The sequence below is a fragment of the Corynebacterium sp. UMB10119B genome (assembly GCF_030228125.1).
Classification (GTDB): Bacteria; Actinomycetota; Actinomycetes; order Mycobacteriales; family Mycobacteriaceae; genus Corynebacterium; species Corynebacterium pseudogenitalium.
This window is the reverse complement of sequence record NZ_JASPBG010000006.1, coordinates 35,193-61,205: the sequence shown is the minus strand read 5'-3', so window position 1 is coordinate 61,205 and position 26,013 is coordinate 35,193. Positions and strand designations below refer to the sequence as shown.

Below are 26,013 nucleotides of genomic sequence, written 5' to 3'. Positions count from 1 at the left end.
GATAGGGTTGGATGCTATGAGTGAGAATGCATTGATCCAGTGGCTGCAACAGTGGGTTGCGGAGACGACAGGTGTGGAAAGTGTTGACGCGACCACGCCGTTTGAGTCCTACGGACTTTCGTCCCGCGACGCAGTGGTGCTTTCCGGGGAGCTGGAGAAGCTGCTGGGTCGACGCATCGACCCCACCGTGGCCTACCAGTACCCGACGGTCGCAGCCTTGGCCCACGCGCTGACCGCTGACGCCCCGGCGGCGTCGAACGTCGTCGCCACCGGCCGCGACGTGGAGGCGAAGGGTCACGACATCGCCATCGTTGGCACCGCGGGGCGGTTCCCGGGCGCGAATAACGTGGACGAGTACTGGGAGCTGCTCGCCGCAGGCGAGGTCACGACCGGCCCGCTGCCGGAGGGCCGCTGGTCCGAGTACAACTCGGATCCGTTCCTGCGCACCAAGATGCGCGAGGAAGCCACCGACGGCGGCTACCTCGACGACATCGCCGCCTTCGACAACGAGTTCTTTGGCCTGTCCCCGCTGGAGGCGAAGAATATCGATCCGCAGCAGCGCATCATGCTGGAGGTCGCCTGGGAGGCGCTTGAGGACGCCCACATCCCCGCCGACACGCTGCGCGGGCAGCGCGTGGGCGTGTTCGTCGGCTCCTCGAATAACGACTACGGCATGCTCATGGGCGCCGACCCGGCGCAGGCACACCCGTACGCGCTGACCGGCGCGTCGAGCGCGGTGATCCCGAACCGGATCTCCTACGCCTTCGATTTCCGTGGCCCGTCCATGAACGTGGACACGGCCTGCTCTTCCTCGCTGGTGTCGGTGCACCACGCGGTGCGCGCGCTTCGCGAGGGCGAAGCCGACGTCGCCCTCGCCGGCGGCGTGAACATCCTGGCCAACCCGTTTGCTTCCCTGATGTTCTCGGAGCTGGGCGTGATTTCGCCCTCCGGGAAGATCCACGCATTCTCTGATGACGCGGACGGCATCGTCCGCTCGGAAGCGGCCGGGTTCATCGTGCTCAAGCGTGTGGAGGACGCCATCGCCGACGGCGACGACATCCTCGCCGTGATCAAGGGCAGCGCCACCAACTCGGACGGCCACTCCAACGGCCTGACCGCCCCGAACCCGGAGGCCCAGGTAGACGTGTTGCAGCAGGCGTACGCCGACGCGGGCGTGGACCCGCGCACCGTTGACCTCGTGGAGGCCCACGGCACCGGCACCATCCTCGGCGACCCGATCGAGGCGACCGCGCTGGGGCAGGTCTGCGGCACCGGCCGCGAGGCTGGCCAGCCGCTGCTGCTTGGGTCCGCGAAATCGAATATTGGCCACTCGGAGTCGGCCGCGGGCGTGGCGGCACTCATCAAGGTCGTCCAAGCCTTGCAGCGCGACACGATCCCTGCGATGGCGAACTTCGCCGGCCCGAACCGCTACGTCGACTTCGACGCCAACAATCTTGAGGTCGTCGAGGACCCGCGCGAGTGGCCGCAGTACTCCGGCCAGCGCGTGGCGGGTGTCTCCGGCTTCGGCTTTGGCGGCACGAACGCGCACGTCGTGGTCAAGGAGTTCGACCCCGCCGACTACGAAGCAGCACCGCAGCGCCCCGAGGCGCTCACCGGCGTATCGACGGCCGCCCTGCCCGTCAGCGGCCTGCTGACCTCGCGCCGCAAGACCGCAGCAGCCGGGCTTGCCGACGCGCTCGAGGGACGCCCCGACGCGGACCTTATTCCTTTTGCGCGGTCGTTAGCGCTGCGTAACCATGGCCGTTCCGCCGCGGTGGTTACCGCCGCAACGACCGAGGAGGCCGTCAAACGGCTGCGCCAGGTCGCCGAGGGCAAGGTCGGCCCCGGTATCGCCGTGGCGGATTCGCCGAACGCGCTCGGCCCGGTGTTTGTGTACTCCGGCTTCGGCTCCCAGCACCGCAAGATGGCGAAGCAGCTCATGGCATCTTCGCCGCTGTTTGCGCAGCGGATGCGTGAGCTGGACTCAATCGTCCAGTTCGAGGCCGGTTGGTCCATCATCGAGATCATCGAGGACGACGGGCTGACCTACGATACCGAGACCGGCCAGGTCGCGGTGACCGCCTACCAGATCGCGCTGACCGACATGCTTGACGCCGCCGGGATCCGCCCGGCAGCCGTGATGGGCATGTCCATGGGCGAGATCGCTGCGGGCTACGCCTCCGGAGGCATCAGCGCGAAGGACGCGATGGTGATCGCGTGCCACCGTGCTCGCCTGATGGGTGAGGGCGAAGCGCTCACCGCCGACACTGACGACGAGGGCGCCATGGCCGTCGTCGAATTGAGCGCCGATCAATTGGAGGGCACGGGTGTTGAAGCGGCCGTGTTCGCCGGGCCCGGCATGCTCACCGTCGGCGGCCCCGTCGGTGCGGTGAAGGGGCTCGTCGAAAAGCTGGAAGAGGAAGGCAAGTTCGCGCGACTGATGCGCGTGCGTGGCGCCGGGCACACGAGTGCGCTCGACCCGATCCTGGGTGACTTGGCCGCGCAGATCGCCGGCATTGAGGCCCACCCGCTGCGGATCCCGCTGCTGAGCAGCGTCGACGAGCGTGTGGTGTACCAGCCGGGACAGGTTGTGCACACCGACGAATACTTCCTGCGCATGACGCGCCAGCCGGTCTACATCCAGCAGGCCACCGAGACCGCGTTTGCCGAGGGCTACACCACGCTCGTGGAGGTCGCGCCGAACCCGGTGGCGATCATGGGTCTGATGAACACCGCGTTCGCTTCGGGGAAGCCGGATGCGCAGCTGCTGTTTACCTGCAAGCGCAAGGTCGACGAGGTGGAGTCCATCCTGGACCTCGCGGCGAAGCTCTACGTCACAGGGGCCGCCGTCGACTTCACTGCGTTCTACGGCCGCGGCCCGCGTATCGATGCCCCACTGACCCAGTTCAAGCGCTCCGAATTCTGGACCGACGCGCGCCCCGCCTCCGCGCACACCTCACTGCTCGGCGCGAAGGTGCGCCTGCCGGAGGGTCAGGTTGCGTACTCGACGGCCGCGGACACGCTGTTTAGCCCGCACCAGATTATCGACGCCGTCGCCGCCGAAGTCCTGCCCGGCTCCCGGGTAGTGGCCTACGAGGATCACGGCGTGTTGCCTGCCGAAGGCGACGTGACCACCATCGCGGCGACCTCGCTCGGCGGGGTAAGCGTGAAAGTCTTCCACGAGGACACTCTGCTTGCGGAGGGCTTCGCTACCGCGCTCGACCTTGGCGGTGCTGTTGAAGAGGGCTCAATAGCTGAGGCTACTGGTGACGCCGCGCCGGCCGTGGAGGAGCTCGCCGACGTCGACGCCATCCGTTGGGACCCGAACTCTGGAGAGTCCGTCGCCCAGCGCTTGCGCTCCATCGTGTCCGAGTCCATGGGCTACGACGCCGAGGACCTCCCCGACGAGCTACCGCTCATCGACCTCGGCCTGGACTCCCTGATGGGCATGCGCATCAAGAACCGCGTAGAAAACGACTTCCAGATCCCGCCGTTGCCGGTCCAAACGCTTCGCGACGCCTCCGTCGCCGACGTCATCCGCATCGTCGAGGACGCGGTCGCCGGGGTGCAGTCCGAAGCAGCTGAGCCTGTTACTGAGCCCGCCGAGAAAGGGGAGGGCGCCCAGGGCGTCGGCGTCGCACCCCGCGACGCCTCCGAGCGCATGGTCTTCGGCGCGTGGGCGAAGTTCACCGGCACCGCAGCAGCCGGCGTGACCTCCGAGCTGCCCGCCATCGACGACGCGCAGGCCGAAGCCATCGCCAACCACCTCAGCGAGCGCTCCGGCATCACCGTGACCGCCGAGCAGGTCAAGGACGCCGAGACGCTCGAGCCGCTCGCCGACATCGTGCGCGAGGGCCTCGAAACCGAGGTCGAGGGCAACATCCGCGTGCTGCAGCAACCAGAGCACACCACCAAGCCGCCCGTGTTCGTGTTCCACCCGGCCGGTGGGTCCAGTGCGGTGTACCAGCCGTTAGCTCGTCGACTAGAAGATGACGTCGCGGTGTACGGCGTCGAGCGACTCGAGGGCACCCTCGAAGAGCGTGCCGCGGCCTACGTTGAAGACATCAACCGCATCGCCCCCGAGGGCAAGGTCGTGCTCGCTGGCTGGTCCTTCGGCGGCGCACTGGCCTACGAGGTGGCGCACCAGCTGGGCAACGACCGCATCGCGTTCATCGCGCTGCTGGACACCACCCAGCCGTCCGAGCCTGCCCCCGACACCCCGGAGGAGACCAAGGCGCGCTGGGAGCGCTACGCCAAGTTTGCCAAGGACACCTACGGGCTGGATTTCCCGGTGCCCTTCGACCTGCTGGAGACAGCAGGGGAGGACGCGGTGCTCAACATGCTGGCGGAATTCCTCGCCACCACCGATGCATCCGAGCACGGGCTCGCCGCCGGTGTGCTGGAACACCAGCGCGCGTCCTTCGTCGATAATCAGATCCTCAACCGCCTCGACTTCGCCCGCTGGGCAGACGTGCAGGTGCCGGTGCTGCTGTTCCGCGCCGAGCGCATGCACGACGGCGCGATCACCCTCGAGCCGGCCTACGCCCACATTGACGAGGACGGCGGCTGGGGCGCTATCGTGAAGGATTTGACGATCGTCCACCTGCCGGGCGACCATTTGGCAGTAGTTGACGAGCCCGCGGTAGGCATCGTGGGCAAGCACATGAACGAATGGATTGACAATGGCAACTAGCGCAGAAAAGCTCGCTGACCTGCGTGCGCGTCTAGAAAAAGCGCAGGACCCCGGTTCCGAACGCTCCAGGAAGCGCCGCGACGACGCCGGGAACACCACCCCGCGCCAGCGCATCGCCGCGCTTCTCGACGAAGGCTCCTTCGTTGAGATCGGCGCCCTGGCCCGCACCCCCGGCGACGAGAAAGCCGTCTACTCCGACGGTGTCGTCACCGGCTACGGGCGTGTTGACGGCCGCCCCGTCGCCGTCTACGCCCACGACAAAACCGTCTACGGCGGTTCCGTCGGCGTGACCTTCGGCCGCAAGGTCGTCGAGGTCATGGAGTTCGCCATCAAGATCGGCTGCCCCGTCATCGGCATCCAGGACTCCGGCGGCGCCCGCATCCAGGACGCCGTGACCTCCCTGGCCATGTACTCCGAGATCGCACGCCGCCAGCTTCCGCTGTCCGGCCGCAGCCCGCAGATCTCCATCATGCTGGGCAAATCCGCCGGCGGCGCCGTCTACGCGCCCGTGACCACCGACTTCGTCGTCGCCGTCGACGGCCAGTCCGAAATGTACGTCACCGGCCCCAACGTCATCCGTGAAGTCACCGGCGAAGACATCACCTCCGCCGAACTCGGCGGCGCCCGCGTCCAGGAACAATCCGGCAACATCCAGGCCGTCGTCAGCTCCGAAGAAGAAGCCTTCGACTACGTCCGCGACCTCCTCGCTCACCTGCCGACGTCCACCTTCGACCCAGCCCCCGTCCAATGGGCCCCCGAGGACGACGACCTCGACGACTCCGCCCTCGACACCTTCATGCCCGACGACACCAACGCCGGCTACGACATGATGGACCTCCTCGTGCAGCTCGGCGACGACGAGGACCTCGTCGAAATCCAAGCCGGCTACGCCGAGAACCTCATCTGCGCCTTCGGCCGTATCGACGGCCGCACCGTCGGCTTTGTCGCCAACAACCCCATGTACCAGGCCGGGTGCATCGACGCCGACGCCGCCGACAAGGGCGCGCGCTTCATCCGCACCTGCGACGCCTACAACATCCCCCTCGTCTTCGTCGTGGACACGCCCGGCTACCTGCCCGGCGTCGACCAGGAGCGCGAAGGCCTCATCCACCGCGGCGCCAAGCTGGCGTTCGCCGTCGTGGAGGCCACCGTGCCGAAGGTCACCCTCATCGTGCGCAAGGCGTACGGCGGCGCCTACGCCGTCATGGGGTCCAAGAACCTCACCGGCGACATCAACCTCGCCTGGCCGACCGCGCAAATCGCCGTCATGGGCTCCTCTGCTGCCGTGGTGATGATCCAGGGCAAGCAGCTCGCCGCCATCGAGGACCCCGTCCAGCGCGAAGCGATGAAGAAGATGTTTATGGACTTCTACGACGAAACCATGACCTCCCCATACGTCGCAGCCGAACGCGGGTTCATCGACTCAATGATCGAGCCGTCCCAAACCCGCATCTCGTTACGACGCGCCCTTCGCCAACTTGCCACCAAACAAGAGCAAGACCTGCCGAAGAAGCACACCATCAGTCCCCTCTAAAACACATAAGGAGAAGAATTTCATGCTTTCCTCAGCACTCGACATCGCCGGAGACATCATCAACCACCTCGTGTGGATGATCTACGCCCTCCAGGGCGGCGACTTCCTCGCCAACATGGGTTGGCTGTCGAGCTAACGCCGCTTCAGAATCAGTTTCACTGCACCGCGCCATCCCAGCATGAGCAGCGCCGACATGCTGCTCGCCACGATGACGAACGAGTAGTGCGGCAGCTTGTGGCGGTAGAAGCCCCAAATGATCAGGCCCACCACGATCGTGATGAGCCAAATCAGCCACCCCTTGTCTTTGCGGGTGGCCAGCCACGCCAACCCCAGCCCGACCGCGAACGGCAGGAAGGTTTCCAACCAGCCGAAGAAGTTCAGCGGCATGTCTTCGGTCTGGTGCGCGATGCGCGCGAGCAGCGCGAACGCGGCGATGGCAACGTAGTCAGCAGCAATTGCGTACGGTTTTTTAATCATGTCAGACAGTCTAACCCGGTGCCTGGTTGCGTCGGTAGGTCGCTGGTAGGTGCCACAAAACCCGCTTAGCGAATTTGTGAACAGATTTGCGTTTCCTGCCTACCGCCCCCGGTAAAACCGCAAAGTGAAGCAATAGGATTGTAGTAATCCTCCCGATCTCCACGGCCTGCTGGTGATGGGGGATCATCATCCGGGCAAACACGATGTCCGTGTCGTCGTGATCGGCGGAGATCTCCCCGTCCGCCTCAGTCGTCGCAGTGTTGGTGGCCGAGGTGGTGGTATCGGTGTTGCCTGACTCGGGGGCCTCACCGCAGGCGGCTAGCGCCAGGGTGGAGGCCACGGCGAGAGCGGAAAGAACAGGGGTGCGCCTCATGGTGGGGTCTTTCAGGGCCATATGGAGGCAGTGGAGAGAAGTGGTGGATCAGTGGACGGCGGTGGATGCCGGAGTAGGCGTGGTGTGTTCCTCCTTCGACTCGGTCGGCGCCAGGTGAGCCGGATCCAGATCGATACGGCGCAACAGCTGGGCGTTCAGGGCCACCACGATGGTCGAGGCGGACATTAAGATCGCACCCACGGCCGGGGACAACACGAACCCGATCGGTGCGAGCACGCCGGCGGCCAGCGGCACGGCGAGGATGTTGTAGCCAGAGGCCCAGATCAGGTTCTGGATCATCTTGCGGTAGCTGGCCTGGGAGAGCTCAATCATCGACAGCACTGCCCGCGGGTCATCACTGGCTAGGACCACCCCGGCAGATTCCATGGCCACATCCGTGCCGGCACCGATGGCGATACCGACCTCCGCGCGAGTCAGAGCGGGGGCGTCATTGACACCGTCACCGACCATGGCCACGCTCAAACCCCGGTCCTGCAGCTGCATGACCTTGGTGTCTTTGTCCTGGGGCAGGACCTCGGCGAAGACCTCATCAATGCCTAAGTCGTGACCGACCGCGTGGGCCACCTGCTGGGCGTCGCCGGTGATCATCGCAACCTTCACCCCGCGGTCCTGCAGGGCTTTCACGGCGGCGCGGGATTCAGGGCGGATCTTGTCCTCGACGGCCACCGCACCGATGATCTGACCGTCGCGGACAATATGGAGCACACCAGCCCCACGCTCGGTCCAGGCGCTGGTGGTGTCGGTGAGCTCGGCCGGGGTGGTGAGGTTGAACTCGCGCAGCATGTTCGGCCCGCCCACGAGGATCTCAGCGCCATCGACAGTGGCCCGGACCCCCCGGCCGGAGGCGGCGCTGAAACCAGTTGCACGGATTTGCCGACGGGACGCCTCGGGATGGGCGGCCGCGGCCTCCACGATGGCGCGGGCCACGGGGTGCTCGCTGTCGGCCTCCGCGGCGGCGGCCAGGGCCAGCAGCTCGCCCTCGGTGACGCCGACAGCTGCCGCGACATCGGTGACCGCGTGCGCACCCTCGGTCAGGGTGCCGGTTTTGTCGAAGAGTACCACGTCGATGGTGCGCATCCGCTCGAGCGCCATCCGGTCCTTGATGAGCACCCCGGATTTCGCGGCCCGCTCGCTGGAGATCGCAATGACCAGCGGAATCGCCAGGCCCAAGGCATGCGGGCAGGCGATGACCAGCACCGTGACCGTGCGCACCACAGCATCGTCCGGGCTGCCGATGATGGTCCACACCACCGCGGTGATCAGAGCGGAGATCAGCGCGAACCAGAACAACAATGCCGCCGCCCGATCCGCCAGGGCCTGGGCCCGAGAGGAGGACTCCTGGGCGTCGGCAACCATGCGTTGGATCCCGGCCAGAGCGGTGTCCCCGCCGGTAGCCTCCACCCGGATGCGGACGGTGTTGTCGGTGGCCACGGTACCGGCGACCACCTTGTCACCGGTGTCGCGGAAGACGGGACGGGATTCGCCGGTGATCATCGCCTCATCGAATTCGGCGGCTCCGTCGATGATGGTTCCGTCGGCCGGCACCCGGGCACCGGCCCTCACCAGCACGACGTCGTCGACGACCAGCTCGGAGATGGCCACGGTGCGGGTGGTCCCGTCGGTGACTTTCTCGGCTTCATCCGGCAACAGGGCAGCCAGCGCGTCAAGCGCGGAGGACGCTGCCCCGAGAGCGCGCATCTCCAGCCAGTGGCCCAGCAGCATGATGGTCACCAGCAGGGCCAGCTCCCACCAGAAGTCCAGGTCAAAACCGCCCAGCCCCAGAGTGGTGACCCAGGAGGCGACAAACGCCACGGTGATGGCCATGGCGATCAGGAGCATCATCCCGGGTTGGCGGGATTTCAGTTCATTCCATCCGCCCTTAAGGAAAGGCGTTCCGCCGTAGACGAAGATGATCGTGCCCAGCACCGGGGGGATCCAGGTGGATCCAGGGAATGCCGGGAGGTGGTAGCCGAGCAGTTGGGCGACCATGGGGCTGAAAATAACGACGGGAATGGACAGAATCAACGACCACCAGAAGCGGTCCCGAAACATTGCGGTGCTGTGTCCGGCGTGTTCGCCGTGACCATGAACGTGGTGGTCTTCGTCCAGGGCGGAGTGCGGGTGATCGTGGGGCATCGCATGGCCGTGGGTGTCGGCATCTGCGTGGTGTTCGTGGCTGGCATGATCCGGGTGGTAGGTGTGGTCTGTTTCCGGAGCGGGGTGATCACCGGAATGGTTGGGAGTGTTCATGACGTTCCTTTCGCTCAACCCGGTCGGGGTCGAGATTATGGGTAAAACTGATCAGGATAAGACGGCGTAGCCGGCCTCCTCGATGGTCCGGCGAACCATCTCCGGAGGTACGACACCGGTGACCGTGACGGTGGAGACACCACCAGCAGCGAGATCGATCTGGACGTCGTCGACCTGGGGGAGGGCTTGAAGGGCCTGGGCCACGCTTTTCGCGCAGTGCCCGCAGGTCAGACCGGTGACCTGGTAGCTAGGGGAGGATCCTCCTGCTGACGAGTCGCTGGCGGCAGGGATGGAGACGGTGTCGGCACGTGAGGCAGGTCCGCAACAGCTGCAGCCGTGGGAGGCCATCGGCAAGAGGCGGGGCGGGGACGTGATCATGGGAAAGCTCCTTCGGGTCGGTGGGATGCGACGATGCTACGCTCTAACGCATATCCCCTGCGGTATATTTTCGAGGGGTGGAGGGCACGGCCCTCACGCGAGGCAGGGTGTGGTCACCGAGCAGCCTCCTCACTGTCGGGAGGGGACAGCGGGAGGCGGAGGGTAAACACCGCTCCGCGACCAGGTCCGGGGGAGGTGGCGGTGAGAGTGCCGCCGTGGGCCTCGATCAAGGCCTTGGAGATGGTCAGACCGATACCGGACCCGCCGTTGTCCCGGCTGCGAGCGGCATCCCCCCGGTAGAAGCGTTCGAAGATGTGTCCGAGCTGGCTAGGTGGGATTCCCTCGCCGTCATCGGCGACGTGGATGAGCGCGGTGGACGCCCCCTGGCGCTGAACGCTGATCCGGACCTGCCCGCCGGCCGGGGTGTGCCGTAGCGCGTTGGACAGGAGATTGCTCATCACCTGGCCGAAGCGTTGCCGGTCCACGAGCACCCGGGCGGTGTCCGTAATGGTCTCGACCTGTAAATCGACGCCTTTGTCAGCATAAGCTTCCCCCGCGGCAGCAGCGGCGGTATGGAGCAGATCCCCGAGCCCTTCCTCCACCAGGTCCAAATCGATCCGGTGTTCCTGGGCCCGGGAGACATCGTCAATGTCTTCCATCAACCGGGTCAGGCGGGTGAGTTGGTCAGCCATGATCGTGTGGTTGGCATTATTCCAGTCCACGACCCCGTCCTGGAGACCATCGAGGTAGACCGTGAGCACCGATAAGGGGGTGCCCATTTCGTGGGCCAGATCAGAGAGCATCTGGCGGCGGACCTGTTCGGTGTGTTCCAGCCGGTCGGCCATGGTGTTGAAGGCATGCGCCAGGGTGGCGACCTCGGGGCCTGCTTCTCCGGCGGGCACGCGGGTACGGGAGTTACCGGCCGCTAGGCTGGTAGCGGCGCGGGTGAGATCCTGCAGGGGGGTGCGCAGACGACGCGATAACCACAGGCTGGCCAGTAGGGCGCTGATCAAGGCAGTGGGCAGGGCGACGGCCAGGGTGATCAGGTTGGCGTCCCGGTAGGCCTGCTCGGCATGGAACAGCTCCAGCGAGGGGTCCTCCCGGCCGGCCATCAACATATGATCATGGAACAGGGTCGGGCCCACCGTCGTGGCCACGGCCGTGGCCACCAGCAGGCTAATCACCACGACCAACACCTGGGCGGCCAGGAAGCGGAAGGTCAGGCCGGGTCCGTGATTCATGGCTGCCCCATCCGGTAGCCCACGCCGCGCACGGTGTCGATAAACCCCCGGCCTCGGGTGTCGGTGCCGAGCTTGCGACGCAAGTTGCCGATGTGGACATCGACGATGCGTTCATCACCGACCCAGGTGGTGTCCCAGACCTCGGTGACCAGGTCGTGGCGGGTCAGCGCCTGGCCGGGGCGCAGGGCCAGGGCAACCAGCAGTTCGAACTCCGTGCGGGTGAGCTCCACGGTCGTCTCCCCCACCCGCACCTGATGGGCGACGGGGTCAAGGATGAGGTCACCAACGATCAAGGGGGTGGTCACCTGCGGTGGGGTGGTGCTGGTGCGCGGGCGGCGCAGCACCGCATGCACCCGGGTCACCAGTTCCCGGATGCTAAAAGGTTTGGTGATGTAGTCATCCGCCCCCAGGGTCAAACCGCTGATCTTGTCGTCCTCGCTGCCACGCGCGGTGAGCATGAGGATGTAGCAGTCCGAGAAGGTGCGGATCCGTCGGCATACCTCCAGGCCGTCGAGTTCGGGCAGCCCCAGATCCAGCACCACAACATCGGGGGAAAAGCGACGAGCCTCGTCCACGGCCTGGGTGCCGGTGTGCGCCTGGTGGGTATCGAAGCCTGCCCGGATGAGGTAGGAGGCCACCATCTGAGCCAGGGGTTGTTCATCATCGACGACCAGCACCCGCCCCGGGGGCGTGGTGGTGGTCGGTGTGTGGTCAGCCATAGACCCTAGTATCGCGCCAGCCAGGGGGGAATACCACCTTCACTCAGTGCCCAGCGGGGAATCTTCATCAAATCTTCAAACATCACCCTTCGATCGCCGTCACCCCTGTGCCCCATCCCGGGCCGGCGGCATCGCCTCCCCTGGTCGGTTCAGCAGGCGTCACCAGGGATTTCACTGCCCGCACCGCATACCCGGGGCGGGTAGAAGGACATCGCCCACGGCTGTGGGGTGGTGTCCCGGTGGTGACCCAGCCCACTGAATTCACCCCCTTTTCGCTCTGTTATAAGGCTGTGAGCAGGGTTTTTGATTTCTACTCCGTCAGGCACCCGTGCAAGATAACGGTATGACACCGACCTTGAGGCGGTGTCTTCTCACAGTGTTACCACGATCCAAGGAGATTGACGTGAAACGAGCAGCGATCGCAGCCGCCGCCCTTGCCCTCGCCCTCACGGGGTGTTCGACCGCCGACCCGGAACCCACGGCCGACGGGACGGTGTCCCAAGATACATTCCTGACTACCCATGGCCTGGCTGACATGGACGCGGTGGAGATCATTGATCACCTCGACCGGCAGAAGGTCACTGAGCGCCCCACGGATCTGATCGCCTCAGTGCGTCCCGATGAACTGCTGCTCTCGAGCGGTGACCAGGAAGTCGTGGTCGATCTTCCCGACAATCAGACGTATGTCTCGATCGCACCCTATCTCACATCCACCCACGACTGCTTCTACCACAGCCTCACGACCTGCGTGGGGGAACTCAGCAATGAGGATATCCAGGTCAAGATCACCGATGAGGCGACCGGTGAGGTGCTGGTGGACGAGGAGACAACCACCTTCGACAACGGGTTTATTGGCTTCTGGCTTCCCGATGATGTCACCGGCCTGATTGAGGTCAGCTACCAGGGGCGTACCGGTACCACGGAGTTTTCCACCACCGACGACGGTGCCACCTGTGTCACAGACCTGCGCCTGACGTAATGGCTCAGCAGGCCCCTCACCTGCACCTATCTCTCCGTGTCACTGAATTCTTACACCAGGAAGGTTAAATCATGACGAACGCGTTTTCCCGACGACAGTTTCTGCTCGGCGGGCTCGTCCTCGCCGGCACCGGGGCCGTGGCCGCCTGCACCAGCGACCCTGGACCCGCTGCCTCGGCACCAGGTTCCCCCCTTCGACCCACTCCCACTGCGCTCGGTGAGCCGACGGTGCGGCGGACACTGACCGCCCGGCCCCTCTCCCTGGATATCGGCGGCATCGAAGCCAAGACGTGGGGATACGTCTCTGACACCGGGGATGCGGCCATTGAGGCCACCGCCGGCGACGTCCTCCAGGTCGATATCACCAATGAATTGCCTGAGAGCACCTCCATCCACTGGCATGGCATCGCACTCCACAACGCAGCCGACGGTGTGCCCGGCATGACCCAGGACCCCATTGAACCTGGCGAGTCTTTCTCCTATGTCTTTGAAGTCCCCCACGGTGGCACCTATTTCTACCATTCCCACACCGGCCTGCAGCTTGATCGCGGCCTCCACGCCCCACTGATCATCCGTGACCCGCAAGACACTGAGGACCAGGACGTCGAGTGGACCATCGTGCTCGACGACTGGGTCGATGGTATTCAGGGCACTCCCGACGATGAGCTCGATAAGCTCACCGGAATGGGTTCGGGCGACCATAACGGGAAGAAAGGGATGGGAGGTCACGGCCATATGATGCACGGCACCCCGGACCCGGTTCTGGGCGGCGATGCCGGCGATGTGATGTATCCGCACTACCTCATCAACGGACGTATCCCCCGCGCTCACCGAACCTTCGAGGCTCGCCCGGGCGATAAGGCCCGCCTGCGGTTTATCAACTCCGGCGGTGACACCATCTTCAAGGTGGCCCTCGGTGGTCACCGCATGACCGTCACCCACACCGACGGCTTCCCTGTCCAGCCCAGGGAGACCGAATCGATCTACCTGTCGATGGGCGAGCGTGTCGACGTCGAGGTCATCCTCGGCGACGGCGTCTTCCCGCTCACGGCTTTGGCGGTGGGTAAGGACGACCGCGCCTTCGCCGTCATCCGCACCGCCGGCGGCCAGGCCCCCCGCCCCGATGTCGACTTCCCCGAGTTGTCGTCCACCGGACTGCTCCTGTCCTCTCTGAAGCCTGCAGACCGTGCACTCCTGCCCGAGGGCACACCAGACCGAGAAGTTGGCATCGACCTGGGCGGGCAGATGATGCCGTATGAATGGAGCATTCTCACCGACGGCCAATCGTCCTCCGCGACCGTGCAGGAGGGCCAGCGCCTGCGGATGGTCATGCGCAACAGGACCATGATGCCCCATCCCATGCACATCCACGGCCACACGTGGGCGCTGCCCGGCAGCGGCGGGCTACGCAAGGACACCGTCCTTCTCCGCCACGGTGAAACCATGATCGCCGACCTGATCGCTGACAACCCCGGTGAGTGGGCATTTCACTGCCATAACGCCTACCACATGGAAACCGGGATGTTCAGCTCGCTTCGCTACGAGTAACGCCCACAGCAGGGTTGAGTGCCGAGGTAGGCAGAGTCGCTGCAGACCACCCACCGGGCAGCACGATGATCTTCCTCGGTGTTTCGGCATCCTGGCTGCGGCAGCTGCCGGTCTGATCTCGTTCGCCTCCCCGTGCGTCGTACCCCTGGTACCCGGGTATATGTCGTATCTGGCCAGTGTGGTCGGCGGGGAGGCCGACTACGACGCTGAGGGGGCACGGTGGTCACCATATGCCAGTGGGCGGTAGCGGGTGCGGCCGGGTTGTTCATTCTCGGCTTCACCATAGTCTTTGTGCTGGCCACTTCAGTACGACTACCGTCATCGCTGTGTCCTTCCTACCCGGTGTTGCACCGCGTGACCTGGGGCGTTCACGAGTTCAACGGAAGGAAGTTCCCGGGCCGGGGAACCATTTTGGGCCTGAAGCCGGTTCCGGTCGACCAGCACTCACGTTTTCCCAGGTGGCGACGTATGTCTACGAAGAAAGGTCCCGAGCTCACCGTGATCCGGGGAACTTTTTCGGGGCGACCGGGCCAGACCGGGCCAGACCGGGACAGACCAGGCCAGGCCAGGGCCGACCTCACGCCTTGCCCAGCATGTAGCCGCGCCCGGCGTACTCCGCCGTGTGGACGACCCAGCCGATGGCGGTGATGAGGGCGAAGGAGATGAGTCGGTAGAGGACGGTGACGGCGGTGGCGTCGACAAGAGTGAGGCCGACGGTGACCAGGGAGCCGGCGAGGATGGCCTCCACGGTGCCCACGCCGCCGGGCGTGACCTGGGCGGCGCCGGCGAGTTTGGTCATGATGAACGCGAGGGTGATGCCCATCGCGGAGGTTTGGTTGAGGCCGGGGTTGAAACCTGGGGCGGCGCCCAGGACGGACCAAGCGCAGAAGTAGAGCACGGCCAGGTCGAGGATCTGGTTGAGCAGGGAGAACGCGGCGGCTGCGGTGAAGCGGCGGCGTGATATTTGGATGGCGGCGACTTGGTCGACAACTCCGCTGGCTTTGGTGGCGACGCGGGCGGGCAGGAAGCGCAGCCAGCGTTTCAGTACGGCGGGGTTGCGGGTGGCCCAGTAGAGGCCACCGACCACGGCCGCGGTCCCCGCGAGCGATCCTGCCAGGGCCCACACGGAGAGGCGGGCACCCATGAACACGACGGCGCTGATGCCGATGAGCGCCATCCAGACCGTGGATAGCGCGCCGGAGACGACGAAGAACCAGGCACACAGGCCGGTGGTCGCGCCCCAGGACTGGTGGACGCGGAAGGTCAGCCACGCGGAGAGCGCCGGGCCGCCGGGGACGGTGGTGGACCAGGCGTTGGAGGCGAGCGTGATGTTGATGCAATTACGTAGGTCGGCGATGCGCCCCTCGATGTTCAGGAGCACGAGCATCACGGCGGCCATGGCGGCGATGGCGCCAAAGGCGGTGGCGACGGCCCCGATCAGCGGCAGCGGGTGGACGCGGCGTAGCGTGGTCCAGGCTTCGCCGAGGAAGGGGAGGCGGTCGCGAAACAGCACCAGGCCGACAATCAGGATGACGACGGGTGCTGTCCAGCGCAGCCACTTAGCGTTCAAGTTCACGCTTCTTGAGCTGCTCGAGGGCCCGGCGGGCTTCGAGTTCCTGCATCAGTTCCGTAAAGGGGACCAGGTTGGCGTTTTCGTTGACGGTCCGGCCCGCGCGGGCGGGGGACGGGTCGAGGGCGATCGCTTCGTCGACGGGGGTGTGGGTGGGGTCGGAGGGGGCGTCGATAAGTGGGATGGAGCTGGAGCCTTCGCCGAGGCTGTGGTAGGCGCGCTTGACCCAGCGTGGTGCCCACCAGTTGTCCTCGCGCAGCAGGTGCATGACGGACGGCACGATGAGCAGGCGGATGATGGTGGCGTCGAGGGCCAGGGAGACGATCATGCCGAACGCGATGTACTTCATCATGACGATGTCGCTCATGGCGAAGGCTGCGGCGACCACGATCATGATGGCGGCGGCCGCGGTGATGATGCCGCCGGTGTGCGCGGTGCCGTACTTGATGGACTGGTCGGTGGTGGCGCGGTTGTGGCGGGCCTCAACCATGCGGGAGACCAGGAAGACTTCGTAGTCGGTGGATAGGCCGTAGAGGATCGCGATGATGAGCACCAGCACCGGGCTCATCAGTGGGCCTGGGGTGAAGTTGAGCAGGTCGGAGCCGACGCCGTCAACGAAGACGAGCGTGAGGAACCCGAGGGTGGCGCCGATGCCGAGCACGTTCATGATGACGGCTTTCGCCGGCAGGATTAGCGATCCGAACAACAGCGCCATGAGTAGGAACGTGGCCAGCACCATGTAGAGCGCCATCCAGGGCAGCCGCTCGAGCAGCGCCTCGATGGATTCGACTTCCATGGCAGGGGTGCCCGCGATGTAGACGCCGACGCCCTCTGGCGCCTTGATAGCGCGCAGCTGGTCCACGACTGCTTGGCCGCCGTTGCGGTCCGCCAGCGGCGCGGAGAGCACCGTGGTGCCGTCCTTCGTCGCCTGGGACGGGGACAGCGGCTTGGCTAGGCCGGTGACTTCACGGGACTGCAGGACCACGTCCACGAGCTGTTCGTTGGTCGCGTTGGTGACCACGAGCTTGATCGGGTCGGTGCGGAACGCGGGGAACTCTTCGTTGAAGGCGTCCTGCGCCTGCCGTGTCTCCTGGTTGGGCGGCAGGTAGCTTTCGTTGATGCCGCCGAAGGTGATGCCGACCATTGGCACGGTGAGCAGCAGCAGCGCGCCCGTCGCGCCGACGACTACTTTCTTGGAGTTGCGCATCGCCCACGCCGGAAGCCGGTACCACAAGGTGTCTTCTATTCGACGCCCCCTTCGCGACGTGCGCCGCACCGACCACTTATCGATGTTCGGCCCGAGCATGCCGAACAGCGCCGGCAGCATGGTCACGGAGATGACCGCGGCGAGCATCACGGCGCTAATTGCGCCGTAGGCCACGGACTTGAGGAAGGCCTGCGGGAACATGAGCAGGCCGGACAGCGCCACCCCGACCATCAGCGCGGAGAAGAACACGGTCTTGCCGGCGGTGGTTGTGGTGGCGGCGACGGCCTCTTCGGTGCTGACGCCGCGGTCGAGTTCTTCGCGGAAGCGGGAGACCATGAACAGGCCGTAGTCGATGGCCAGGCCCAGGCCGAGCAGCGTAATAATCGACTGGGAGAAGATGTTGACCTGTTGGAACTGCGCCAGGATGGACAGCAGTGACAGGGAGCCGATGATGGACAGGATGCCGACGATCAGCGGCATTGCCGCGGCGATCACGCCACCGAAGACGAACAGCAGGATGATGGCTACGAACACCAGGCCGACTTTTTCGGCGCGGGCGATGTCGTTGGCCATGCCGGTGTCCAGCGCGTCGGCGACGGCGGTGGCGCCGGCGATCTGCACGGTGGCGTCGCCGGGCAACGTGATGTCGTTGAGCGCGGGTTGGATGGTGCGGAAGTCTTTCAGCGTCTGTTCGCCGTCGCCGGCCAGGCCGATCGCGGCGAAGGCGGCGGTGCCGTCCTCGGTGATCTGCTGCTGGTTCGGCGCGGAGAAGTAGCTGGTGATGTGGTCGATCTGGTCCGGGAACTGGGTTTTTAAGGCCTCGATTTGCCGGTTGGCCTCGTTGAATACGGCGGGGTCGGCTACGCCTTGTGGGGCGCGGACGAGCAGGATGACATCACCGGCGTTGTCGCGACCGAAGGTGTCGTTCTCGATGGTGGCAGCTGTGGTGGAGTCCGCGCGCGGGTCCTCCCAGCCTTCCTGCGAGAGGCGTTCGCCCAGCTTGGAGCCGAAGAGCACCTGCAGCACCACGATTACCGCGATGACCATAATCGGCAGTACTTTGCGCTGCCGGTACGCGAAATGTCCCCACCTGTAAAACACGGCCAGCTCCTACTTTTCCTTGGTGTTGTGCAGCAACGAGGTCAGCGGGCGGAACGGCTGCAGCCATGCGCCGCCGTCCGGCAGGGATTCCAGGTTGATGCGCGGCAGCGGCTCCAGGAATACGTTCGGGATGTCCTCGAGGTCCACGAAGCGCAGCAGCGGGGAGTCGACGGCCCACGCGGCGTGCTCGTGGAACCCGATGACGGTCACGGGCAGGCCGTCCTCCGCGAGCTGTTCGAGCGGCTCCTGGAAGTTTTGGCCGTCGGCAGACGCGACGACGACGCCGCGCAGCACGCCCTCGTCGAGGCGGCGGCGAATGTGGGTGAGCATGTCCTGGTCAACGTCCGAATCCTCAGCAGTCTTCGGTTTTGCGAAGACCGCGAAACCCACGTTGCGCAGCGCGTCCACCCACGGGCGGACCGATTCTGCGTTGTGGGCGGCGACGTTGGTAAACACGGTGGCTTCCGGCTCGATGGTGGAGCCGGTGTCCTGCGAGGCCTTCGCCGCGAGCCCGATCAGCCAGTGGCCGAGGGCGTCGAAACGCGGCCGCTGCGACCCGGAGGGCCGCCCGCCGAGGATCGCGCCGAGCCCCATGTCAAGGTTCGGTGCGTCCCAGACGAGCAAGTAGGTGTCGGGGCCGGGTTCGGCCCCTGGCATGTAGGGGTGCGTCTTGTCCTGCAGGTCCTGCATGGTTTACTTCTTCTCCCAGAGGTATTCGCGGATCGTGTGGTCTTTTTCCAACCCTTTCCCCTCGAATTTAGTGATGACCTGTCGGTCTGTCAGCAACGGCGCCTCTGGCCACGGCCAACCCTTGTATTCCAGCATGGGTTCCACGTTGACGAGTTCGTCGATCCACTCGGCGTAGTCGGCGTGGTCGGTGGCTACGTGCAGCACGCCGCCTGGCTTGAGGCGCGTTGCGATGAGGTTCAGCGTGCCCGACTGGATAATGCGGCGCTTGTGGTGGCGGGCCTTCGGCCACGGGTCGGGGAAGAAGATGCGCACGCCGTCGAGGCTTTCCTCGCCGAACATGCGGGCCAGGACCTCGACGCCGTCGCCGCGCACCATGCGGATGTTGTCGATCTCGCCGCGCACCACGGAGCCGAGCAGCTTCGCCAGGCCGGGCTTGTACAGCTCGACGGCAATCACGTTGGTGTCCGCCTCCAGCGGTGCCATCGCGGCGGTGGAGGTGCCGGTGCCTGAGCCGATTTCGAGGATCGTCGGGTGGCCCGTGCGACCGAACCACTCGTCGACGTCGATGGGGGTATCGCTGAGCATCTGCCCCAGGCGCGGCCAGTGCTCCTCGAAGAGCGCCTCCTGGTTGTCCGTCAGCGTGCCGCGGCGGAACGTCACCGAGCCGAGGCGCGGGTAGTCCAGGCCGGTATCAAATTCAGTTTGCGGGGGCCGCCCGTGGGGCAGTTCGCCCATGCCAGGGCGTGAATTCTCAGACATGTTCATCGTGTTCATTGTCCACACGGTGGATTGAAATGCAATTCCCCCATTTGCCCCCAAAATGGGGTGAATGTGGGTCCGGTCACGTTTGTTTTCGGGTTTGCGCAGTCGTGGAATGTTGTTTTCGCTGCGTACGGCCTATATTTATTGACGTCTCACCGTTCGGGCACACCCCTTTTCGGGGCACATTTACATGCTCACTCTTGGTCGTATCTATGAAGTATGTCACTGGTTATGACCGGGGTGGGCGTCGAAAAGCTGGAGACGGACCAGCGTAACCGCGATTTCGATAGGCTTGGGACCTAGAGGTTTGTCTATTTTGACCAGGAGAGATTATGACCACTGCCGTGAAGCGCATCGAAGGCAACGTACCAACCGACAATGAGCAGCTCATTGCTTGGATCAACGACGCTGTCGACCTCTTTGACCCGGACAAGGTGGTTTTCGCGGACGGATCCCAGGAAGAGTGGGACCGCCTCGCAGCCGAGCTGGTGGAGAAGGGCACGCTGATCAAGCTCAACGAGGAGAAGCGCCCGAACTCCTTCCTTGCACGTTCGAACCCTTCCGACGTCGCACGTGTTGAGTCTCGCACCTTCATCGCCACCGAAGACGAAGACGGCGCAGGCCCAACCAACAACTGGCGCGACCCAGCCGAGCTCAAGGCTGAGATGCGCGAGCACTTCAGCGGCTCCATGAAGGGCCGCACCATGTACGTTGTGCCGTTCTGCATGGGCCCAATCAGCGACCCAGACCCGAAGCTGGGCGTTCAGCTCACCGACTCCGCATACGTGGTCATGTCCATGCGTGTGATGACCCGCATGGGCCAGGAGGCACTGGACAAGATTGAGGGCGACAAGTTCGTGCCGTGCCTGCACTCCGTCGGCGCGCCGCTCGAGCCAGGCCAGGAAGACGTCGCGTGGCCGTGCAACGAGACGAAGTACATCTCCCAGTTCCCAGAGACCAAGGAAATCTGGTCCTACGGCTCCGGCTACGGCGGCAACGCAATCCTGGCAAAGAAGTGCTTCGCCCTGCGTATCGCCTCCGTCATGGCGAAGGAAGAGGGCTGGATGGCTGAGCACATGCTCATCCTGAAGCTCACCTCCCCAGAGGGCAAGGTCTACCACATCACCGGCGCGTTCCCGTCCGCATGTGGCAAGACCAACCTGGCAATGCTCACGCCGTCGCTCGAGGGCTGGACCTCCGAGGTTGTCGGCGACGACATCGCCTGGATGCACCTGCGTGAGGACGGCCTCTATGCCGTCAACCCAGAAAACGGCTTCTTCGGTGTTGCACCTGGCACGAACTACAAGTCCAACCCAATCGCCATGAAGACGATGGAGCCGGGCAACACCCTGTTCACGAACGTCGGCCTCACCGACGACGGCGACGTCTGGTGGGAAGGCATGGACGGCGACGCCCCAGCACACCTCGTGGACTGGCACGGCAACGACTGGACCCCAGAGTCCGGCGAGAAGGCCGCCCACCCGAACTCCCGCTACTGCACCCCGATCGCACAGTGCCCAACCGCAGCACCGGAGTACGACGACTGGAAGGGCGTCAAGGTCGACGCCATCCTCTTCGGCGGACGCCGCCCGGACACCGTGCCGCTGGTCACCCAGGCGCACGACTGGGAGCACGGCACCATGATCGGTGCGATGCTCTCCTCCGGCCAAACCGCAGCCTCCGCAGAGGCGAAGGTCGGCTCCCTGCGCCACGACCCGATGGCCATGCTGCCGTTCATCGGCTACAACGTCGGTGACTACTTCCAGCACTGGATCGACATGGGCCGCGAAGGCGGCGACCGCATGCCGGCGATCTTCCTGGTGAACTGGTTCCGCCGCGGCGAGGACGGCCGCTACCTGTGGCCAGGCTTCGGCGAGAACTCCCGCGTACTGAAGTGGATCGTGGACCGCATCGAAGGCCGCGTCGGCGCAGACGAGACCGTGGTCGGCTACACCGCCCGCGCGGAAGACCTGGACCTGGAGGGCCTCGACGAGCCAATCGAGGACGTCAAGGAAGCCCTCTACCCGGATCCGAAGCTGTGGGAGGGCGACGTCGCAGATGCCCGCGAGTACTTCGCTGGCCTCGGCGACCGCGTTCCGAAGGAAATCTTCGAGCAGCTGGACAAGCTCGAGGAGCGCGTCAACGCCGCCAAGTAAGCTTCTGGCGTAAGTAATCCGCTGAGATGAAAGGCCCGCCGTGTGGCGGGCCTTTACTTATGTGAACTTACTCGCCAGAGCTGCCAGCTCCGCTCTGTTCTGCATTCGGTGGGTACGCAGTAGGGCCGATACTTTCTTTGTGATAGTGATTTCCGCGTAATTCAGTCGCTGTGCAATCTGCCGATTGCCTGTTCAGAGCTTTGCTTTGCGTGGTGTTAGCAGCAGGGCGTTGATTCTTGAGCGCATACTCTGCGACAGAAGTGCACCGGGTTTTGTTCCTAGGTTTTGCCTTAATTTCTATTGCCAGTGGAGGGATCTGCTTCCAAAATTCGGTTTCCACCTCGACCAGGTTCCGGTATCTCAAGCTTTGGTGGAGCTTTGTCTCGTTCCGCAATGACGCCCATTCGAACATCGCGATTTCCCTCGACAGCATCATTTCACCTGCGAGTATGGATCAGCTCGTTCTTGTAGGAACTGTTCACAATTACAGCAAGAGCATTGTCAATTGTCATAGGTGTCACCAACAGTTCCGGTGGAAGCAGCGAACCTGTGCTGGGCGAGTCGCTCGTTGTAGACAACGCCCAGATACTGCGACCCGTGATCCGGGTGGTGACTGAGACCTGTTGTTTCTTCAGCAGACGCGATCGTCTGGCTGAGCTTGCAGCGGTAAAACTTCGGTGTGCATGGAATCTGATAGCGCCTATCCAACGATCCGTCGAGAATAAACGCCAATGGCAAACGCGACATACACGAGCTTTTCTTCGTCGTGCATACGTAATGTCAGCCACCCACAGATTGTTCGGGTCCTGGGTTTGAATTCACGCTCCACCCAGTTCTGGCGAAGAGGAGGCGCATCAGGCTTACGGATTGTGATCTGCTTTTGCTTTTGCCAGAAACGTCGGCCTGTCGCATCAACCGTGCAGTTTGCTCACGATCGATATCGATTCCGTCACGGTGAAGAGCATGCCGCATTTCCGCACACCGACACCGGGCCCGATGAATAGCACTAATGCGTTCAACGAGTAAAACATCACAATGGCGCCGAGCACTTTAACCGCAGGCCTTGGCCTGGCGATAACCACGCGATATGACGCACCCACTAGCTTGGCTATCTTTCAACGTCTCACAGATGAACTCGACAGAGAAACGAATTCGGTATTCATCGATGAACTGGATTATTTCCGACGTGGAAAGGTGAGGCAGCCCTAGTGTCTCATTAGTATCGCGGAGCGCTTGATTTTCACGGAGCAACCTCGCGTTTTCGATGCCACGATCATGCACGCATCCTCATGAGGATAGTCTCCGGCCCACCAAGATACGAGCATCGATAAGGCGGGCCGTACGGTCCTTTGCGTCCTGGTCAAATCATCTTGGCATACTCCAGATTTTTCTGTCTAATCAAACAGGATAAAACCTAGGACACTTCACCTCAGTATGCTGGTTGAGAGTGTCGGCGAGCTTGTACTAATTTACAAGAAACTTTTCCGGGGATTACGCGCCTAGAAGTCCGACGGTCTTTAACCGAGCGCTTAAACAGGTGCTTTTGCAGGAGAAGAGTCGTCGTATCTGCCTGAAAACAAGTAAGAGGGAATTACGTTTTGTAGCTTCAGAATCACATACAGTTAAGATTGCTGACAGTCAGAAGAAGCTTCAGGAGTATGGGGTAAATATGAAGCCAGCATCATTGATAAAAATATGGTCCAAGCTGAAGCCCTTGCCTCTCCCCTACTGGACTGGACTCGTAGGGATCCTGGCGGTGGCAGTTAACTTTTTCCTGCAACCTGGTACTTTTACCAATCCCTGGACGATTCCAGCGACTGCATTGAATCTCTTATGTCTCATTGCAGTACCTCGTTTCCCGCTCCCTACCTGGGCCGGATATCTCGTTCTATTTCTTCTTTTATCGGCACAGCCAGATATCCGAGCCACGGCCTTTACCTTCTTTGCTCCGCTTGTCGCTGCAGTTGTTGCCTACCGTGGCCACACAGTAGCGGCGGCAGCCGGAAGTACCCTGATTTGGTACTCAGGTTCAGTCAACCCTTCAGAAGGGGTCCTGTTTCCTCCTGATCTGCTGGCATCTACCGTCTGGGCGTTATTCCTTGCAGCTGCAGTTCTTCTCGGTCACATCCTTTACCGCGTCATCATTCAGAGAAGAGACTTGATGGAGCAGTGGGATAATGACATCCGAGCTCGCCGAACATCGTTAGCAAGAGCATTGCATGACTCTGTAGCAGCGTCGTTGACCTCAGTGGTGATGCGTGCAGAAACGCTTAGTCTGCAGCAAGGTTTTGCTGCTGAAACCCAGGCGGAACTTGCCGCAATCGCAGAGCAGGCGCGCGATTCCATGAAAGAGGTGCGGAGTCTACTGCGTATTCTTAGCAGCGACTCCCCATCCTGCTCGAGCGGTTTGGAATCATCTGCCGCCGACCAGTTTTATCAGATAGTCAGCTTTCTAAAAGCACATGGTTTTACCGTGGAAACAAGGGGCTCTTTCCGGGTCCTTTCCCTTAACTCAGATGGCCTTGTCGTACTCCGAGAGGTACTGAAAGAAGTGGCCACCAACATCATCAAGTACGCAAATCCCGGTTCTACAGTGACACTCACTGTGGAGGACCACGACGGCTATGTCACCATCAGCTTCATCAATACTGTTGGCAGCAGAAAACCGGCATCGGATTTAACCACCGGACTGGGTCTTCCGGCTATTTCACAGCTAGCCGAAGGTATCGGAGGCGACATGCGGACAGTCTCAAGCTCCACCCGATGGAATACCGAGTTACGGATCCCTCAGCAGAAACAATGACACCCCCAGAACGGTGGTCACTTTCGTCTATAACCTTCGCTTGTGGGCAGCGGAGGCTACTTGATGCGAGATAATGAGATAGCCCAGAGATGCCCCCTAGATGCAGAAAGAGGACAGAGAATGATACCTTTCCATCGACCTCGCTCCATTGCTCCCCTCACAGCAGCATTAATCGTGACCTTGCTAATCGCCCCCTCGGCGGTGGCTGAACAAGTCTCCGTAACGCCGCAAATTTCCCAGCCTCAAGAGTCCCACATGGAAAATAACGCTGTTGCGATCCTCGGCACTATTACCGATATCTTCTCCTGTAAACATCATCCAGCCCTGCCATGGTGCAAATGAGCTACAAGAAATGAGCGAACATACTGCGCAAATGAAGGTTCTTCTCGTTGATGATGACCCACGGGTCTTATCCTCATTCCGACAGTATTTCGCCACTACTAAAGACATCCGCGTTGTGGCAGAAGCGCACAATGGAGTCGAGGCTCTCACCGTGCTCGACAACGTCCCTCTCGATATCATTCTGGCCGATATTCACATGCCGGAGATGGACGGGGTGACGTTGTTGAGCGAGGTTCAACGACGAACGGACCCGCCTCCATTCGTGGCGATCACTGCACTTGACAGTGACGAGACAATGCTCAGAGTGTTGGCCGGTGGTGGTGCTGGTTATGTTCTTAAGAGTTCACGACCACAGGCAATTATTTCCGCAGTTCGAGACGCAACCACTGGCGGAATCACGGTATCTCCACAGGCCCTGAGCAGACTCGTTGATTACATCCCTGACAAAGTTTCCACACCCCCAGCAGCCCACCGAGTGGACTTCTTTTCAGCCTATGAGGACCTAACTAAGGTAGAGGCGCGCATTCTACATTGCATATGCCAGGGGCTATCTAATGCTGAAATAGCTTCCGCAATGAAGTATTCCGAAGCGACGGTAAAAAAGCATGTCTCTCACCTCATCGCGCGCTTCGGCGCGACCTCAAGACTCAGTTTGGCAATCACAGTGATCCAATCAAAATTGGGCAAGTCGTGGTAGAAATTTTTCTGATCGGCCGACTACTCTGTGTGTTTCTTCCGCACAGACACCCTGGCCAACCAACTGATGGTGCTATGCCATGATGAATACACCGCGCGCATGGAGTTTCGTTGAAGATCTCCACCTGGCAGACGTACTCGTGCTTGATGACTTCTTAACAACGCCGATTGATGCTGCCACAGCACACCAACTGCTCAATATTCTTGCTGAGCGTGAACACCGCGGGTCAACGATTGTCACCTCCCAGTTCACGCCCGATGAGTGGTACAAGTCCATCCCGGATGCTGTCATCGCCGAGTCGATCCTTGAGACACCACCCGGGTTGGAGAATGTTAGAAGTAGAGTTCTCCTTTTCTTTGCCCAAGCATTAATGGAGCGCTTGCTGATCATCCGCTGATGCGGGATTGAGGCTTCAATGTGAGAGATCCCTTCTTCCGCCAGTGCCGAAATTACTTCAAGATCACTCCGCTTGG

General features: G+C 62.9%; 19 protein-coding genes and 1 pseudogene. 9 read left to right on the top strand and 11 right to left on the bottom strand.

Annotated features, from left to right (window positions below; all coding sequences use genetic code 11):
* Positions 1–16: 16 nt before the first annotated feature.
* Positions 17–4,693, top strand: a complete 4,677-nt coding sequence (gene pks13, locus QP802_RS06390) for a polyketide synthase Pks13 (protein ID WP_284817924.1) — start codon at positions 17–19, stop codon at positions 4,691–4,693.
* Positions 4,683–6,227, top strand: coding sequence for an acyl-CoA carboxylase subunit beta (locus QP802_RS06385; RefSeq protein ID WP_071573006.1), 1,545 nt, complete (start codon positions 4,683–4,685; stop codon positions 6,225–6,227). Before pks13 ends, QP802_RS06385 begins: the two co-directional genes overlap by 11 nt.
* Positions 6,228–6,359: 132 nt before the next feature.
* On the opposite strand, the gene QP802_RS06380 is transcribed toward QP802_RS06385, so the two are convergent.
* The 6 genes from QP802_RS06380 to QP802_RS06355 all read right to left on the bottom strand — a co-directional run bounded on the left by QP802_RS06380 (position 6,360) and on the right by QP802_RS06355 (position 11,686).
* The gene (locus QP802_RS06380) at positions 6,360–6,704 is read right to left on the bottom strand and encodes a DUF3054 domain-containing protein (RefSeq protein WP_284817922.1); all 345 of its coding nucleotides are present in this window, start codon (positions 6,702–6,704) and stop codon (positions 6,360–6,362) included.
* 10 nt (positions 6,705–6,714) lie between these two features.
* Complete coding sequence (locus QP802_RS06375; protein WP_284817920.1) at positions 6,715–7,098, bottom strand: DUF305 domain-containing protein; 384 nt, start codon at positions 7,096–7,098, stop codon at positions 6,715–6,717.
* A gap of 27 nt (positions 7,099–7,125) precedes the next feature.
* Positions 7,126–9,348: a copper-translocating P-type ATPase gene (locus QP802_RS06370; RefSeq protein ID WP_284817918.1), complete on the bottom strand. Its 2,223-nt coding sequence runs from the start codon at positions 9,346–9,348 to the stop codon at positions 7,126–7,128.
* Between the two features lie 51 nt (positions 9,349–9,399).
* A complete protein-coding gene (locus QP802_RS06365) occupies positions 9,400–9,726 on the bottom strand; it encodes a heavy-metal-associated domain-containing protein (protein ID WP_284817916.1) in 327 nt (108 codons plus the stop codon).
* Between the two features lie 113 nt (positions 9,727–9,839).
* Positions 9,840–10,967, bottom strand: a complete 1,128-nt coding sequence (locus QP802_RS06360; protein ID WP_070479642.1) for a sensor histidine kinase — start codon at positions 10,965–10,967, stop codon at positions 9,840–9,842.
* Positions 10,964–11,686 (bottom strand): response regulator transcription factor, encoded by a 723-nt coding sequence (locus QP802_RS06355; protein WP_070479640.1) that lies wholly within the window; start codon positions 11,684–11,686, stop codon positions 10,964–10,966. The genes QP802_RS06360 and QP802_RS06355 overlap by 4 nt, the downstream gene beginning before the upstream one ends.
* A gap of 403 nt (positions 11,687–12,089) precedes the next feature.
* Between QP802_RS06355 and QP802_RS06350 the strand changes: the two genes are divergently transcribed.
* The 3 genes and pseudogenes from QP802_RS06350 to QP802_RS06340 form a co-directional block, all read left to right on the top strand.
* Positions 12,090–12,665, top strand: a complete 576-nt coding sequence (locus tag QP802_RS06350; RefSeq protein ID WP_284817913.1) for a CueP family metal-binding protein — start codon at positions 12,090–12,092, stop codon at positions 12,663–12,665.
* Between the two features lie 71 nt (positions 12,666–12,736).
* On the top strand, positions 12,737–14,212 hold the full coding sequence (locus QP802_RS06345) for a multicopper oxidase family protein (protein ID WP_284817911.1): 1,476 nt from the start codon (positions 12,737–12,739) through the stop codon (positions 14,210–14,212).
* Between the two features lie 88 nt (positions 14,213–14,300).
* Positions 14,301–14,515, top strand: a pseudogene (locus QP802_RS06340) (cytochrome c biogenesis protein CcdA); the annotation flags it as partial.
* Positions 14,516–14,789: 274 nt separating this feature from the next.
* Here QP802_RS06340 and QP802_RS06335 read toward each other — a convergent pair.
* From QP802_RS06335 to trmB, 4 genes are read right to left on the bottom strand one after another with little or no spacing between them, the layout of a single operon-like run.
* On the bottom strand, positions 14,790–15,788 hold the full coding sequence (locus tag QP802_RS06335; RefSeq protein WP_284817909.1) for a lysylphosphatidylglycerol synthase transmembrane domain-containing protein: 999 nt from the start codon (positions 15,786–15,788) through the stop codon (positions 14,790–14,792).
* A complete protein-coding gene (locus QP802_RS06330; protein ID WP_284817907.1) occupies positions 15,772–18,090 on the bottom strand; it encodes an MMPL family transporter in 2,319 nt (772 codons plus the stop codon). The genes QP802_RS06335 and QP802_RS06330 overlap by 17 nt, the downstream gene beginning before the upstream one ends.
* Positions 18,091–18,099: 9 nt before the next feature.
* Positions 18,100–18,780 carry an NYN domain-containing protein gene (locus tag QP802_RS06325; protein ID WP_284817905.1) on the bottom strand — a complete coding sequence of 227 codons (681 nt, stop codon included), beginning with the start codon at positions 18,778–18,780 and terminating at the stop codon, positions 18,100–18,102.
* Positions 18,781–18,783: 3 nt separating this feature from the next.
* Positions 18,784–19,545: a tRNA (guanosine(46)-N7)-methyltransferase TrmB gene (trmB, locus tag QP802_RS06320; RefSeq protein WP_284817968.1), complete on the bottom strand. Its 762-nt coding sequence runs from the start codon at positions 19,543–19,545 to the stop codon at positions 18,784–18,786.
* A 329-nt stretch (positions 19,546–19,874) separates the two neighbouring features.
* Here trmB and QP802_RS06315 point away from each other — a divergent pair, with 329 nt between their 5' ends.
* A complete protein-coding gene (locus QP802_RS06315; protein ID WP_083290995.1) occupies positions 19,875–21,698 on the top strand; it encodes a phosphoenolpyruvate carboxykinase (GTP) in 1,824 nt (607 codons plus the stop codon).
* A gap of 501 nt (positions 21,699–22,199) precedes the next feature.
* On the opposite strand, the gene QP802_RS06310 is transcribed toward QP802_RS06315, so the two are convergent.
* Positions 22,200–22,445, bottom strand: coding sequence for a hypothetical protein (locus QP802_RS06310; protein ID WP_256041982.1), 246 nt, complete (start codon positions 22,443–22,445; stop codon positions 22,200–22,202).
* Between the two features lie 796 nt (positions 22,446–23,241).
* Between QP802_RS06310 and QP802_RS06305 the strand changes: the two genes are divergently transcribed.
* The 3 genes from QP802_RS06305 (at position 23,242) to QP802_RS06295 (ending at position 25,937) form a co-directional block, all read left to right on the top strand.
* Complete coding sequence (locus tag QP802_RS06305) at positions 23,242–24,501, top strand: sensor histidine kinase (RefSeq protein WP_256008316.1); 1,260 nt, start codon at positions 23,242–23,244, stop codon at positions 24,499–24,501.
* Positions 24,502–24,853: 352 nt separating this feature from the next.
* A complete protein-coding gene (locus tag QP802_RS06300; RefSeq protein ID WP_256008317.1) occupies positions 24,854–25,540 on the top strand; it encodes a response regulator in 687 nt (228 codons plus the stop codon).
* A 79-nt stretch (positions 25,541–25,619) separates the two neighbouring features.
* Positions 25,620–25,937, top strand: a complete 318-nt coding sequence (locus QP802_RS06295; RefSeq protein ID WP_284817898.1) for an ATP-binding protein — start codon at positions 25,620–25,622, stop codon at positions 25,935–25,937.
* The last annotated feature ends 76 nt before the right edge of the window (positions 25,938–26,013 follow it).

Coding starts and splice junctions, on each gene's coding strand:
- QP802_RS06365 (WP_284817916.1), bottom strand. CDS start 9,726: ATGATCACGTCCCCGCCCCGCCTCTTGCCGATGGCCTCCCACGGCTGC.
- pks13 (WP_284817924.1), top strand. CDS start 17: ATGAGTGAGAATGCATTGATCCAGTGGCTGCAACAGTGGGTTGCGGAG.
- QP802_RS06375 (WP_284817920.1), bottom strand. CDS start 7,098: ATGGCCCTGAAAGACCCCACCATGAGGCGCACCCCTGTTCTTTCCGCT.
- QP802_RS06310 (WP_256041982.1), bottom strand. CDS start 22,445: ATGTCGCGTTTGCCATTGGCGTTTATTCTCGACGGATCGTTGGATAGG.
- QP802_RS06360 (WP_070479642.1), bottom strand. CDS start 10,967: ATGAATCACGGACCCGGCCTGACCTTCCGCTTCCTGGCCGCCCAGGTG.
- QP802_RS06315 (WP_083290995.1), top strand. CDS start 19,875: ATGACCACTGCCGTGAAGCGCATCGAAGGCAACGTACCAACCGACAAT.
- QP802_RS06345 (WP_284817911.1), top strand. CDS start 12,737: ATGACGAACGCGTTTTCCCGACGACAGTTTCTGCTCGGCGGGCTCGTC.
- QP802_RS06295 (WP_284817898.1), top strand. CDS start 25,620: ATGATGAATACACCGCGCGCATGGAGTTTCGTTGAAGATCTCCACCTG.
- QP802_RS06385 (WP_071573006.1), top strand. CDS start 4,683: ATGGCAACTAGCGCAGAAAAGCTCGCTGACCTGCGTGCGCGTCTAGAA.
- QP802_RS06300 (WP_256008317.1), top strand. CDS start 24,854: ATGAGCGAACATACTGCGCAAATGAAGGTTCTTCTCGTTGATGATGAC.
- QP802_RS06325 (WP_284817905.1), bottom strand. CDS start 18,780: ATGCAGGACCTGCAGGACAAGACGCACCCCTACATGCCAGGGGCCGAA.
- QP802_RS06370 (WP_284817918.1), bottom strand. CDS start 9,348: ATGAACACTCCCAACCATTCCGGTGATCACCCCGCTCCGGAAACAGAC.
- QP802_RS06380 (WP_284817922.1), bottom strand. CDS start 6,704: ATGATTAAAAAACCGTACGCAATTGCTGCTGACTACGTTGCCATCGCC.
- QP802_RS06355 (WP_070479640.1), bottom strand. CDS start 11,686: ATGGCTGACCACACACCGACCACCACCACGCCCCCGGGGCGGGTGCTG.
- trmB (WP_284817968.1), bottom strand. CDS start 19,545: ATGAACATGTCTGAGAATTCACGCCCTGGCATGGGCGAACTGCCCCAC.